The organism is Nocardioides sp. Root122, assembly GCF_001425025.1.
Classification (GTDB): domain Bacteria; phylum Actinomycetota; class Actinomycetes; order Propionibacteriales; family Nocardioidaceae; genus Nocardioides.
On the sequence record NZ_LMDE01000010.1, the window covers coordinates 471,949 to 485,236 of the forward strand.

Sequence of the window (13,288 nt, forward strand, 5' to 3'; positions counted from 1 at the left end):
GCCCTCAGAAGTCCTCCAGGGCGAGGACCACCTTCACGTCGTCGCGATCCCGGTCGAAGGCGGTGGCGAAGTCCTCGAGCGGCACGGTGGTGGTGATCAGCCGTCGCAGCCACGCGACGTCGGCGTGCGCGAGGTGGTCGGCCGCGGCCCGGTAGTGGCGCAGGTTGGCGTTGACGGAGCCGACGACGACGTCGTTCTCGAGGACCAGCTCGCGGTTCAACGCTCCCGCGTCGATACGGAGCGCCCGACCCCTCGGCGAGACGCCGGTCAGGCAGACGATGCCGTACGGCCCGGTCTCTGCCATCGCGTCGAAGGCTACCGACCCGACGCCGGTGGCCTCGATGACCACGTCCGGGCGTGCGGCTCGGGCGGCGTCGGCGAGGCTCCCGTGGTGGTAGGTCGCGCCCAGTGAGGCGACGAGGTCGGGCTTCACGCCGTCGGTGACGCGGTCGAGGACGTGGACGTCGAGGCCGCGTTGCACCCCGATCATGGCGGCCAGGAGTCCGATGGGCCCGGCGCCGGTCACCAGCACCGTGCGCGGGGAGAACCAGGCGCGGTCGCCGGTGCGGTCGACCTGCTCCCACGCCTTCGCGACGACACTGGTCGGCTCGGTCAGCACGCCTGCCGGCCCGAGGCGGGAGTCGACCACCACGGCGTACTCGACCGGTGTCGTCCACCACTGGCTGGCGAACCCGTCGAGGGACTTGATGCCGCGCTCGGTGTAGCGGCCGTTGCGGCACATGTCCCATTCGCCGCGTGCACACGCGCCACACGGTTCTGGGTCGGGTCTGCGGACCACGCCCACGACGAGGTCCCCGGGGCGGACGTCGCTGCCGGGCGGGGCGTGCTCGACCCGCCCCAGCGACTCGTGGCCCAGCACCAGCCGCTGCCGGTCAGGGGGAGCCCAGCCGTACTCGCCCCGCACGATCTCCTTGTCGGTGCCGCAGACGCCGACCGCCACTGCTCGGACGAGCAGCTCTCCTTCTCCTGGCGTGACGTCCGGGACGTCCTCGACCCTGACCGATCCCGAGCGTCCGGGCTCGACGGTGAGTGCTCTCACGATGATTCCTCCTCGGCTGCCGCACTGAGCTGTTCGAGTGCACCGGCCAGTCCCTCGGCACCTGCGGGCACTCTCGTCACCACGTCGAGCAGCGCTGCCAGGCGGTGGTCCTGCACCGCTCTCAGCAGGCTGTGGCCGTCCGGGGTCAGGTCGACGAGCCAGGCACGCCCGTCCGCGCTGTCCGGGATGCGGTGCACGAGTCCCTGGCCCACCAAACGGTCCACGATCCGGCTCGCGTTGGACTGGTTGACCCCCAGGTCGTCCGCCAGCGTCCCGACGCGCCGTGGACCGTCGGCCGCGATCATGACGAGCACCCGGTGCTGAGGCACCGTCAGGGCGACCGGGGCCGCGGCCACGGCACGCAGGGTCACGCCCACCAGGGCGCGGCTGAGCTCGAGCAGCGCCCGGGCGGCGCGGAGGTCCGCGTCGGTCGGCCGGCGCGGGATCTCGGGTTCGTGGTTCACGCCTCACCCCTCTGGGTCTGTCTCCGGTCTGGCCTCGGTGGTGCACTGAGAGTCTATGCTGTTGCGCATGGAACTGGCGCCCGTGCGGCGCGCGACGACGTGATCAGGAGGAGACGTGACCGACCGGATCGCCGACATCCACGGCCCACGCACGCCCCACGCCAAGGGGACGGTGTGGCCCGCCCGCATCGACCAGTACCTCGACCCCGGCGTCGAGGAGACGGATGTCGAGCGCTGGGTGCAGTCCGCGTGCCTGCTGTGCAGCAACGGCTGCGGGATGGACATCGCTGTCAGGGACGGTCGCATGGTCGGGGTCAGGGGACGGGCGACCGACGTGGTCAACCACGGCCGGCTCGGTCCGAAGGGCTTGTACGGATCGACCCGGTGGGCGCATGCCGGTGACCGACTCACCCGCCCGCTCGTGCGTGAGGACGGACGGCTCGTGGAGACGGACTGGGAGACCGCGATGGGGCGCATCGTGGCCACCTCGCGCGCCCTGCTGGAGGAGAAGGGCCCGCTGAGCCACGGCTTCTACACCTCCGGCCAGCTGTTCCTGGAGGAGTACTACACGCTCGCCGTGATCGGGAAGGCCGGGCTCGGCACGCCCCACATGGACGGCAACACGCGCCTGTGCACCGCCACCAGCGCTGCGGCGTTCAAGGAGTCCTTCGGGGCCGACGGGCAGCCGGGCTCGTACACCGACATCGAGCACTGCGACGCGATCTTCCTCTACGGGCACAACATGCCGGAGACCCAGACCGTGCTGTGGGCGCGGATCCTCGACCGCACCCGAGGCGAGGACCCGCCCCGCATCGTGTGCGTCGACCCGCGCCGGACGCTCGTGGCGCTCGAGGCCGAGCGCACGGGCGGCGTGCACCTGGCGCCGCGGGTCGGCACCAACCTGGCGTTGATGAACGGCCTGACGCGCGAGCTGTTCGCGAACGGGTGGGTCGACGACGACTGGGTGGCGGCGCACACCCTCGGCGTGGACGACCTGCGCTCCACGGTCGAGGAGTGGGCCCCGGACAAGGTCGCCGAGGTCTGCGGCGTCGACGCGGACGACGTACGTCGCGCGGCGCGGATCTTCGGTGAGAGCACCGATGTGCTCTCGACGGTGCTTCAGGGCTTCTACCAGTCCCACCAGGCCACGGCCGCCTCCGTCGCGGTGCACAACCTGCACCTGCTGCGGGGGATGATCGGCCGCCCGGGAGCGGGCATCCTGCAGATGAACGGCCAACCCACCGCGCAGAACAACCGGGAGTGCGGTGCCGACGGCGACCTCCCGGGCTTCCGCAACTGGGACAACCCCGCCCACGTGCACCAGCTCGCGGACGCGTGGGACGTCGACACGATGACGATCCCGCACTGGGCGCCGCCCACCCACGCGATGCAGATCTTCTCCTACGCCGAGGCCGGCTCCATCGGTCTGCTGTGGATCTCCGCGACGAACCCGGCGGTGTCGATGCCGGAGTCCGCGCGGATCCGGCGGATCCTCGGTGGCGACCAGTGCTTCGTCGTCGTCCAGGACCTCTTCCTCACCGAGACCGCCGAGCTCGCCGACGTCGTCCTCCCGGCGGCCGGCTGGGGCGAGAAGACCGGGTGCTTCACCAACGTCAATCGCACCGTGCACCTGTCCGAGAAGGCGGTCGACCCGCCGGGGGAGGCGCGCAGCGACCTCGACATCTTCCTGATGTACGCCGACGCGATGGGCTTCACGAACCGCTCCGGGCAACCGCTGATCGGTTGGCGCACGCCCGAGGAGGCCTTCGACGCCTGGGCCGCGGTCACCGCTGGCCGGCCGGTCGACTACACCGGCCTCTCCTACGACAGGCTCCGCGGGCCGACCGGGATCCCCTGGCCGGTCAACGCGGAGCACCCCGACGGCACGGACCGTCTCTATGCCGACGGTGTCTTCCCGACGGACACCGACTACTGCGAGACCTTCGGCCACGACCTCGCCACCGGCGGCACCGTCACCGAGACCGAGCACCGCGCGATGAACCCCGCCGGACGGGCCTTCCTGAAGGGCGCGGCGTACACGCCGGCACACGAGGAGCCTTCCGAGGACTTCCCCCTGCTCTACACGACCGGCCGGACCGTCTACCACTTCCACACCCGCACCAAGACCGGTCGCTCCGAGGACCTCAACCGGGCGGCACCGGACGCGTGGGTCGAGCTGTCCGCCGGGGACGCCGCCGAGCGTGGCATCGAGGAGGGCGACTGGGTGCGCGTTGCGTCACCGCGCGGTGCGATCGAGGTCCGCGCGCGTGTCGGGAACGTGATGGAGGGTGCCGTGTTCGCGCCGTTCCACTACGGCCACTGGGAACCGCCCGCCGACCTCGGCGGCGGTCACCCGGACGCCGAGCACCGACTGGCCAACGAGCTCACCATGACCGTGTGGGACCCGGTCTCGAAGCAGCCCGTGTTCAAGACCGCCGCGTGCCAGGTGACCCGGGTCCGGGCCGGCGACGGGCCGGCCCCGGCGCCGACGACGACCGCCTCTGCGCCGGACACCGACCGCCCGGCCTCCCGGCGCCGGCCGCCGCGGCCCACGGAGGGTGGCGCGCCGACGACCACCACCGTGCCTGACCGCACCCCGGACTACCCGCTCGACCCGGCCCGGTCCTCGGAAGGAAGCCGCTGATGCCCCACTTGACGACCTACGTCGGCCTGGCCGACCACAGTGAGAGGACACTCGCGGAATCCTTCCGCTCCGTCGCGGACGGGCACGCCCACGTGGCCGACGTGTTCCACACCTGCCGGATGCTCGCCGAGTGGTCGGAGGCCAACCGGGCTGCGCTCGCGCCGATCGTCGAGCGCTACGGCGAGGCAGACGTCGAGGAACCCGAACGGCTCCACGCCGCCGGCCTCGCGCGGACCCGCGACGGCGAGGTCGGGCTCCTGCGCGACCTGCAGGACCTGCACGTCCTCGCATCGCTGGTCCAGACGACGTGGACGGTCGTCGGCCAGGGCGCGCAGGGACTGCGTGACAAGGAGCTCCTCGCGGTCGCCGAGCACGCGAACGAGCAGACCTCCCGCCAGCTGACGTGGCTCAACACCCGGATGAAGTCGGCGGCACCCCAAGCGCTGATCGTGGCCCCATGAGCCCGCAACCGCATGCCGAGGTCGTCGTCCCGTGAGCGGCCTGCAGGAAGGGCACGGACGCCCGGAGTCGGGCCCGCCGGGTGGGCTCGTCGAGGTCCTGGAGCGGTGGGAGCTCGCCGGTGGGCGCTGGGAGGTGCTCGCCTCGAGCGACACCTGGATCGACATCGGCCTCTTCCCGGCCGATGGCGGTGACCAGGTGAGCCGGGTGAGCGGCGCCCGCACCTCGGTGCTGCGCAGCTTCCTGGCCGGCCGCACCACCAACGCCGAACGGGGCTGACAGGCGTCGCGGCGCCAGCTGTGCTGCTCGGCGCGCGCAGCCGAGGCGGCGGGCTCTGGGGCACAATGCCCCCATGGGCATCCAGATCACCGGCGACCCCGCCGCCGACAAGGTCCTCGACGACTCCCCGTTCGCCCTGCTGATCGGGATGATGCTCGACCAGCAGTACCCCATGGAGCACGCCTTCCGGGGGCCCGCCAAGGTCCTGGACCGGCTCGGCACCTTCGAGCCGCACGCGATCGCCACGGCCGACCCGGAGGAGTTCGCCGCCATGGCGTCGACCCCGCCGGCCATCCACCGGTTCCCGGGCTCGATGGCTGCCCGGCTCCAGGAGGTCGCCCGCATCGTCGACGACACCTACGGCGGTGACGCGTCGCGGCTGTGGACCGAGGCCAGCGACGGCAAGGACCTGCTCAAGCGCGTCATGGCGCTGCCCGGCTTCGGCAAGCAGAAGGCCCAGATCTTCGTGGCGCTGCTCGCCAAGCAGCTCGGCGTACGTCCGGAGGGCTGGGAGGCGGCCGTGGGGGACTACGCCCTCGAGGGCCACCGGTCGGTCGCCGACGTCGTCGACGCCGACTCCCTGCAGAAGGTCCGCGACTTCAAGAAGGCCAAGAAGGCCGCCGTCCGCGCCTCAGACTGAGGGGGATGCCCGGACGCATGGACGGCCGTGGCAGAATGACGGCGCGGCTCTTGACGTCACCGGGCCTCGCCGCGCCCCGAAGCTGTTTGACGAGAGGTGTTCGTGTCCTCACACGCACGCAAGTTGCTCCCCGCCGAGGTGCTGTCGCACCCCTCCATCGCCACCCTGGTCGCCAGCGGCACCCCCACCGGCACCGTGTCCCCCGAGGACGTACGGCGCGCCAGTGACGAGGCCGGTGTCGAGCCCAAGCACCTGAAGGCACTCCTCGTGCACCTCAGCGGCCTGGGCATCTCGGTCCAGGTCGACGCCACGAGCCTGCGCGCGGTCGCCGCGACCAGCAAGCGCTCCGCGACGTCGGCCGCCGCCAAGAAGGCGCCGGCGAAGAAAGCCGCCGCCACGACGACCGAGGCACCCGCCAAGAAGGCCGCCGCCAAGAAGGCAGCGGCCCCGGCGAAGAAGGCGGCCGCCAAGAAGACCGCGGACGCCGCTGCCGGCGACGCCGTCGACCTGGGTGCGGCCGCCGCGGTCGTCGGCGCGGACGGCAAGAAGGTCCTGCCCGACATCCCGGACGACCAGTTCGAGAAGGACGTCGTGGCCGACCCGACCATCAAGGAGGACGAGAAGCAGGCCTTCACGGTCTCCGCGGCGGACGAGACCGACGAGCCCGAGCAGCAGGTCATGGTGGCCGGCGCCACCGCCGACCCGGTCAAGGACTACCTCAAGCAGATCGGCAAGGTCCCCCTCCTCAACGCCGAGATGGAGGTCGAGCTCGCCAAGCGCATCGAGGCCGGCCTGTTCTCGGAGGAGAAGCTCGCCAAGGGCGGCCGGATCAGCGCGAAGATGCTCGAGGAGTACGAGTGGATCGCCGAGGACGGCCGACGCGCCAAGAACCACCTCCTCGAGGCCAACCTGCGTCTCGTGGTCTCGCTGGCCAAGCGCTACACCGGTCGCGGCATGCTCTTCCTCGACCTCATCCAGGAGGGCAACCTCGGCCTGATCCGTGCGGTCGAGAAGTTCGACTACACCAAGGGCTACAAGTTCTCGACCTACGCGACGTGGTGGATCCGTCAGGCGATCACCCGCGCGATGGCCGACCAGGCCCGCACCATCCGCATCCCGGTGCACATGGTCGAGGTCATCAACAAGCTCGCCCGCGTGCAGCGCCAGATGCTCCAGGACCTGGGCCGCGAGCCCACGCCGGAGGAGCTGGCCAAGGAGCTCGACATGACCCCCGAGAAGGTCATTGAGGTCCAGAAGTACGGCCGGGAGCCGATCTCGCTGCACACCCCGCTCGGCGAGGACGGCGACTCCGAGTTCGGTGACCTGATCGAGGACTCCGAGGCGATCGTCCCGGCCGACGCCGTGTCGTTCACCCTGCTCCAGGAGCAGCTCCACGCGGTGCTCGACACCCTCTCCGAGCGCGAGGCGGGCGTGGTGTCGATGCGGTTCGGCCTCACCGACGGCCAGCCCAAGACCCTCGACGAGATCGGCAAGGTCTACGGCGTGACCCGCGAGCGGATCCGCCAGATCGAGTCCAAGACGATGTCGAAGCTGCGTCACCCGAGCCGCTCGCAGGTCCTGCGCGACTACCTGGACTGATCGTCCGACCCCGTCACGCCGAGCAGCGTCGCCCGTCCGGGCGGCGCTGCTCGTCATTTCGGGCGCCCCGTCCGGCCGCCCCGTCCGTCCCGGGTCTCCCCTTGACGCCACGGTGACGCAGGCGGACCATGCAATAACGCGAGCTTGGGCTCGCGTTCATGGATCTCGGGAGGGCCCATGCTCGGAGGCAGCGCACGTGACCGGTCGGCACTGGCCGGCGTACTCCTGCTGGCGACGGGAGCGCTCGCCGCGCTCGCCCCGCCCGCGCAGGCCGACCCACTGCCCCCCACCGCGGTGGCGATGGGGGACAGCTTCATCAGCGGAGAGGGCGCCGGCGGCTACCAGCCCGTCACCGACCAGTCCGGCGTCGCGCAGGGGTTTCCCGGGTGGTCGGCCGCCAACAGCAACGCCTACTTCTGCCACCGCTCGGTCAACGCCTCGATCCAGGTCGCGGACCTGCCGGGCATCACCCGCCGGGTGAACCTCGCATGCTCCGGCGCGCAGCCCGCCGACATGGCGGCCGCGTCGAGCGCCCGCCCCGCAGGCCGAACGGTCGCTGCCCAGATCGTGCAGCTGCGCACCGTCGCCCAGACCGGTGACATCGACCTGGTCCTGCTCGGGCTGGGGTCGAACAACAGCCAGTTCACCTTCGGCGGGGTCGCCGCCGAGTGCGCCGGCCGGTTCGTCGCCGACGGCTACACCGGCTGGTGGGAGGTGTGGATCCACTTCGTCAACTGGGTCACCGGCGAAGAGCTCAACGAGCGCGCCTGCTCCGACGCGGACTTCGCGACCGCGGCCCAGCTCGGCGCGGCGCGTGCCGAGACGACCGCTGCGGTCCGGCAGGTCCTCGACGTCCTCGACGAGGTGGACGCCGACGGGGACCACCGCGTCGTGCTGCAGGACTACACCAACCCGCTCCCGCCGGCGTACGCCGAGCAGTACCGCACCGAGGACGGCCGCACCGACACGCGCGACAAGTACCGCGCGCTCGTCGACGAGAGGTACGCCGCCGGGTGCCCGGCCGACATCGACTCCCTGGCGCCGGCGCAGCGGTTCAGCCAGAACCTCGGCACCCTCGTCGCAGGCGTCGCGTCGACGATCCAGGCCGAGCGGCCGACGGCGAAGATCACCTACCTCAACGTCCAGCGGGCCTTCGACGGCGCGCGCCTGTGCGAGCAGCCCGGCAGCCCCGGCAACGCGCTCGCCACGCCGCTGCGCGTGATGGACGGCCCGAGCGGCGTGCACGTGCAGAGCTTCACGCCCTACGACAAGCTCGACATCAAGCGCGTCACCGACACCTGCCAGTCCTACTACCAGACCTGCCAGGAGTCCTGGCACCCCAACGCGGCAGGCCAGCGCGCGCTGGGAACCTGCCTGCGCGGCGCCTGGCTCGCCGGCACCCGGAGCGTCACGTGCGTCCGCGGGACGTCGGGGGCCATCATGGTGCAGTGAGCGGCACCCGGCGCAGCCCCCAGCAGGACCGGTCGCGGGAGACCGTCGACCGGATCCTCGTCGCGGCCGAGCACGAGATCGGTGAGCGCGGCGTCGTGGGAGCCAGCACCACGCGCATCGCCGCGCGCGCCGGGCTGTCGGTCGGTGCGCTCTACCGGTTCTTCGAGGACAAGGCCGCGATCGTCGACGCCCTCGCCAGCCGCTACCTCGAGGCGGTGGCGCCCGCCTACACCGAGGTGGTCTCCGAGATCGCCTCGCTCAGCGACCTCGAGGCCGTGCTCGGCGAGCTGCTCAGCCGGGCGGCCGCCCTGCAGGAGCAGCACCCGGGCTACTACCGGCTGACCGAGGAGCTGGCCCCCGACCGGGGCGACTCGCCGGCCCACGCAGTGCGCGAGCACCTCGTGGACCTCTTCGCCGACGCGTTGCGCGGCACCGGGGTGCAGCAGCCGCCGGGCGACCTGCGCCGTGTCGTCGAGCTCTGCATCGAGACCGTGCGCCACACCCTCGCCCAGCGCCCGCCGGGCCACGAGGACCGTGAGGCGTCGTTGCGCGAGGTCGAGCTGATGCTCCGTTCCTACCTCGACGCGCGTCTGCGGTGACCGCGCCGGCACGCCTGCGACGCCTCGCAGCAGCGGTGCCGGTCATCCTCGTCGTGGCGGCGTGCTCCGCCGAGACCTCCTCGCCGACGCGACCCCGTGGTGAGGCAGGCACCACCCGCGCCGCACCGCTGCCTCCGTCCGGCGCGGCGAGCGCCGAGCCCTCGCCCGAGGTGCGGCCGGTCCGGCCCGGCGACCTGCGGACGGCCACGGCCGTGCGTGTCGTACGCCACCTCGCGGGTGCGATCGGGCCCCGCGAGGCGACCACGCCGGCCTACGAGCGCGCCGCCGCACGGGTGGCGCGGACCTTCGCGCGCCAGGGCTACGACGTCACGCGCCAGCACGTCGACGTACCTGCGGGGGAGTCGTGGGGAGTGCCGGTCCCGGCCGGCCGCTCGTCCAACGTCGTCGCGACGCCGCCGGGCTTCGACCCCACGCGTCCCCACCTCGTCGTGGGTGCGCACCTCGACACCGTGCCGCAGGCACCCGGCGCGGAGGACAACGCCTCCGGCGTCGGTGTGGTGCTCGCGGTCGCCGAAGCGGCTGCAGGTCGGCGGACGCGGCTGCCCGTGGTCTTCGTGGCGTTCGGCGCCGAGGAGCCCCGGGGGCCGACGGACGACGACCACCACTACGGGTCGCGCACGTACGTCGACGGGCTGGCGTCGGCGGCGAAGAGGGCCGTGCGCGGGATGGTGTCCCTGGACCGTGTCGGGGTCGGCGCCACCGTGCCGGTGGGCTCCGCAGGCGAATCCGACCCCGTCCAGCGCAGCCTGCTGGCCGCCGCCCGGCGGGCCGGGGTGCCGGCCGTGCCCGACCCCGACCAGCGCAGCAGCGACCACTGGTCCTTCGTGCGCAGTGGCCTGCCCGGTGCCCGCCTCGGGTCGACGCCCTACGCCGGCTACCACTCGGCCGGGGACGTCCCGGCCGTCGTGGAGCCCGCCCAGCTCGAGCGCGTGGGCCGGCTGCTGCTGGCGTGGCTCGCGCCGCGTTGAGCGCTCAGGGCGCCAGCCCGGCGCACGTCCGCAAGGACGCCCGGTCGGACCGGAAGGCGGTGGCGTCCGCAGGACTTGCGGTCGCCGGCAGTCCGTCGACGCCGATCCGTGCGGGTGCCCAGGCCGCGCGCACCACGTAGGGCGGACGGCGGCCGGCAGTGCGGGGCCGGACGGTCAGGTAGAGCACCCCGGTGCGCGAGGTGGTGGCGTCCCCGGGGGAGTACCACGCATAGTTGCCCAGCCCGTAGGCGACGTACGCGTTGCCCAGCCGGCCGTCCCCCTGCAGCCTGTGGGCGTGCGAGCCGACCACGATGTCGGCTCCGGCGTCGACCAGCTCGGCCGCCAGTGAGCGCTGGTCCCGGCTCGGGCAGCCTTCGCCCTGGACACCCCAGTGGAGATAGACCACGACGACGTCGGCGGTGTCCCGGGCCCGACGCACGCCGTCGAGCAGCCGGCCCGGAGCGAGGGCGTCGGCGATGCCGGCTCGTCCGTCCGTGGCCGCCCAGTGGCCGGTCGGGTCGGCCGACGGGTCCTGGTCGGCGACGGAGGCGGCGAGCGTGGCGACCACGGTGCCGCGGACGTCGGAGAGCGCAGGCGCGAACGCCTCGTCGGCGTCGCGTCCGATCCCGACGACCGAGAGGGGCGTCTCCGCCCGGGCAGCGCGCCGGGCCGCCGCGAGGGTGCTGGCGAGCCGGGCGCGGCCGTGGTCGAGCGCGTGGTTGTTGGCCATGGTGGCGATGTCGACGCCCGCGGCGGCCAGCGCCTCGAAGGCCTCGGGTCCCGCGGAGAAGGTGAAGCGCTTGCCCGGCTCGGGACGGCCGCCCGTGCCGACCGAGGTCTCCAGGTTCACGATGGTGAGGTCTGCTGCCGACAGGACGTCCGAGACCGGCGCGAGTGCCGACGCGGGATCGCGCAGCCGCCCTGCGAGGGGGCCCTCGAAGTGGATGTCGCCGGCCAGCGCGATCCGGAGCGGCGGCGAGGTGGCGGCCGACGACGACGTGGCTGCGGGTGCGGGCTCCGGGAGCGACGAGGAGCCCGGCCGCTCCGACGGCGGCGTGTCCTCCTGCGTGGACGTGCACCCGGAGAGCACCATGGCGGCCCCCGCCGCGGCGGCCACGACTGCCCGGTGCGCGCGCCCGCCCCCCGCTCCGCCCATGGCTCCATCGTGCCACCGGGGCGCCCGTCCACCCCCGCAAGTGGGTGGACGGGACGGGGGTGGGTGGTGCCACACTCAAACCATGAGAACTCGGATCTCACTTGCTGCCCTGTCCGCGCTCACGCTCGTCACGCTGGCCTCACCGCCGGCCAACGCGGAGTTCTTCTCGATCGACGACCCGGCCGACGCCAGCGCGTCGCTCACCGACATCACCGGGATGACGGCCAGGCACGGCCGGGAGAACCTCCTCGTCAAGGTGCGCTTCACCGAGCTGATGCCTTCCAGCGCCGCCGGGGTCTCGGTGTTCATCGACACCGACCGTGCCGTCAAGGGTCCCGAGCTCGTGCTCAGCTCCGGGCTGGGAAACGGCACCGACTTCGTCCTGACCGAGGCTGACGGGTGGCACGGCAGCGACGACCGGGTCCGGTGCGACTACTCCGCGCGGCCCAAGTGGGGCAGCGACGTGTTCCGGGCGGTCATCAGCAGGGAGTGCTTCGACCGGCTCCCGTCCGTGCGGGTGTCGGTCAAGATGGTCGACCAGGCCGACGGCTCGAAGCCCGTCGTCGACTGGGTGCCCAAGCGGCACCGGTGGAGCCTGCCGATCGGCTCGGGTCTCAGCGCCTGACCTCATGCGGCCGCCACGAGGCCGACAGCCACGCCGCACAGCACCAGCCCGACGCCCTGGGAGGCGTGGATCCGCTCGCGGAGCACGAGAGCAGCCAGCGCGATCGTGACGGCCGGGTAGAGCGACGTCACCACCGAGGCCACCGTGAGCAGCCCCGTCTGGGTGGCGAGGAGGAACGCCAGTGCCGCCGCCGTGGCGAGCAGGCCGGCCAGGGCGCCCCATGCCTGCGAGGCGTCGTAGGGAACCCAGCGGCCGCCGAGCGCGGCCGCGGTGAGGGCGACGCCGACGACGGCCACGCCCTGGGCGACGGCGAGCGGGACGAAGCCGGCGTCCTCGGGGACCTGGCCCATGGCGGCGAACAGCAGGCCGAACCCGAGGCCGGCCAGGACGCCGTCGAGGACCCCGTCGGCGAAGTCGCCGCTGCCACCGGGCTCGCGGCTGACCAGCCAGATGCCGGGGACGGCGGCGAGGATGCCGAGCCAGACGAGGACCTCGGGACGCTCACCGGTCGCGACGCCGACGCAGACCGGCACGAGCGCAGCGCCCACCGCGGAGATCGGTGCCACGACACCCATCCGACCGGCGGCGAGCCCGCGGTAGAGGAACGCGCCACCGGCACCGCTGCCCACGCCGGCGAGCGCGCCCCAGAGCAGGTCGTCGCGGGTGGGGGAGCCGTCACCCACCAGGGCCAGCACCACGGCACCCAGGAACGCGGCGACGGCACCGACGAAGGCGACCGGCCACGCCGACGTACGACGCGAGGCGAGGCCGCCGACGAAGTCCGAGAGGCCGTAAGCCAGGGCGGCCGCCAGGGAGAGCAGGACCGCCATCAGGTCAGCACCACGCCGACCACCCAGGTGACCGCGGCCAGGCAGGCGGCGACCAGCTCGATGAGGATCGAGACGCCGACCGCCTTGAGCGCGGCGGTCGTCGACGGCCACGCCTGCGCGGCGCCGAGGCGGGCGCGCTCGGCAAGGTAGATGCCCAGCACGAAGCCGATCAGGAGCCCGACGACCGGCACCACGAAGAAGCCGATGAACGCCAGGAGCGCGCCGACCAGCAGGGTGCGGTTGGGGACGCCGGAGGCCTTCAGGCGTCGACCCGGGACGAGGTACTTCACGACGGTGCCGGCGGCCAGCAGGGTGGTCGCGACCGCGAAGACGATCCAGCCGGTCGTCGTCCCGATCTCGAGCGCCCACACGAGGACGGCGCCGAGGACCAGGATCGTGCCGGGCAGGACGGGGACGATGATGCCGGCGATGCCCACGGCGATCACCACGGCGATCAGGATCTCGGTCGGGCTCACGGGCACAGCCTCCCAG

At 72.8% G+C, this 13,288-nt stretch carries 14 protein-coding genes; 9 read left to right on the forward strand and 5 right to left on the reverse strand.

Annotated features, from left to right (window positions below; all coding sequences use genetic code 11):
* Positions 1–4 precede the first annotated feature (4 nt).
* Both ASC64_RS11310 and ASC64_RS11315 read right to left on the reverse strand, forming a co-directional pair.
* Complete coding sequence (locus ASC64_RS11310) at positions 5–1,060, reverse strand: glucose 1-dehydrogenase (protein WP_056907626.1); 1,056 nt, start codon at positions 1,058–1,060, stop codon at positions 5–7.
* Positions 1,057–1,524, reverse strand: coding sequence for a MarR family winged helix-turn-helix transcriptional regulator (locus ASC64_RS11315; protein ID WP_056907627.1), 468 nt, complete (start codon positions 1,522–1,524; stop codon positions 1,057–1,059). The genes ASC64_RS11310 and ASC64_RS11315 overlap by 4 nt, the downstream gene beginning before the upstream one ends.
* A 115-nt stretch (positions 1,525–1,639) precedes the next feature.
* Between ASC64_RS11315 and ASC64_RS11320 the strand changes: the two genes are divergently transcribed.
* The 8 genes from ASC64_RS11320 to ASC64_RS11355 all read left to right on the forward strand — a co-directional run bounded on the left by ASC64_RS11320 (position 1,640) and on the right by ASC64_RS11355 (position 10,185).
* On the forward strand, positions 1,640–4,168 hold the full coding sequence (locus ASC64_RS11320) for a molybdopterin oxidoreductase family protein (RefSeq protein WP_056907628.1): 2,529 nt from the start codon (positions 1,640–1,642) through the stop codon (positions 4,166–4,168).
* Positions 4,168–4,629: a hypothetical protein gene (locus tag ASC64_RS11325; protein ID WP_056907629.1), complete on the forward strand. Its 462-nt coding sequence runs from the start codon at positions 4,168–4,170 to the stop codon at positions 4,627–4,629. Before ASC64_RS11320 ends, ASC64_RS11325 begins: the two co-directional genes overlap by 1 nt.
* A gap of 31 nt (positions 4,630–4,660) precedes the next feature.
* The gene (locus ASC64_RS11330; protein WP_056907630.1) at positions 4,661–4,906 is read left to right on the forward strand and encodes a hypothetical protein; all 246 of its coding nucleotides are present in this window, start codon (positions 4,661–4,663) and stop codon (positions 4,904–4,906) included.
* Positions 4,907–4,979: 73 nt separating this feature from the next.
* Positions 4,980–5,546: an HhH-GPD-type base excision DNA repair protein gene (locus ASC64_RS11335; RefSeq protein ID WP_056907631.1), complete on the forward strand. Its 567-nt coding sequence runs from the start codon at positions 4,980–4,982 to the stop codon at positions 5,544–5,546.
* Between the two features lie 96 nt (positions 5,547–5,642).
* Positions 5,643–7,145, forward strand: coding sequence for an RNA polymerase sigma factor (locus tag ASC64_RS11340; protein WP_082550387.1), 1,503 nt, complete (start codon positions 5,643–5,645; stop codon positions 7,143–7,145).
* A 177-nt stretch (positions 7,146–7,322) separates the two neighbouring features.
* Positions 7,323–8,597: a hypothetical protein gene (locus ASC64_RS11345; protein ID WP_056907632.1), complete on the forward strand. Its 1,275-nt coding sequence runs from the start codon at positions 7,323–7,325 to the stop codon at positions 8,595–8,597.
* Positions 8,594–9,196 (forward strand): TetR/AcrR family transcriptional regulator, encoded by a 603-nt coding sequence (locus ASC64_RS22050; protein ID WP_056907633.1) that lies wholly within the window; start codon positions 8,594–8,596, stop codon positions 9,194–9,196. The genes ASC64_RS11345 and ASC64_RS22050 overlap by 4 nt, the downstream gene beginning before the upstream one ends.
* Positions 9,193–10,185, forward strand: coding sequence for a M28 family metallopeptidase (locus ASC64_RS11355; protein ID WP_156385146.1), 993 nt, complete (start codon positions 9,193–9,195; stop codon positions 10,183–10,185). Before ASC64_RS22050 ends, ASC64_RS11355 begins: the two co-directional genes overlap by 4 nt.
* A gap of 4 nt (positions 10,186–10,189) precedes the next feature.
* Here ASC64_RS11355 and ASC64_RS11360 read toward each other — a convergent pair whose 3' ends face one another.
* Entirely contained in the window at positions 10,190–11,341 is a 1,152-nt protein-coding gene (locus tag ASC64_RS11360) for a CapA family protein (RefSeq protein WP_056907634.1), read from the reverse strand.
* Between the two features lie 82 nt (positions 11,342–11,423).
* Between ASC64_RS11360 and ASC64_RS11365 the strand changes: the two genes are divergently transcribed.
* Positions 11,424–11,966 (forward strand): hypothetical protein, encoded by a 543-nt coding sequence (locus ASC64_RS11365; RefSeq protein ID WP_056907635.1) that lies wholly within the window; start codon positions 11,424–11,426, stop codon positions 11,964–11,966.
* Between the two features lie 2 nt (positions 11,967–11,968).
* On the opposite strand, the gene ASC64_RS11370 is transcribed toward ASC64_RS11365, so the two are convergent.
* Positions 11,969–12,796 (reverse strand): EamA family transporter, encoded by an 828-nt coding sequence (locus ASC64_RS11370; RefSeq protein WP_056907636.1) that lies wholly within the window; start codon positions 12,794–12,796, stop codon positions 11,969–11,971.
* Positions 12,796–13,272 carry a DUF456 domain-containing protein gene (locus ASC64_RS11375; RefSeq protein ID WP_056907637.1) on the reverse strand — a complete coding sequence of 159 codons (477 nt, stop codon included), beginning with the start codon at positions 13,270–13,272 and terminating at the stop codon, positions 12,796–12,798. The genes ASC64_RS11370 and ASC64_RS11375 overlap by 1 nt, the downstream gene beginning before the upstream one ends.
* Positions 13,273–13,288 lie beyond the last annotated feature (16 nt).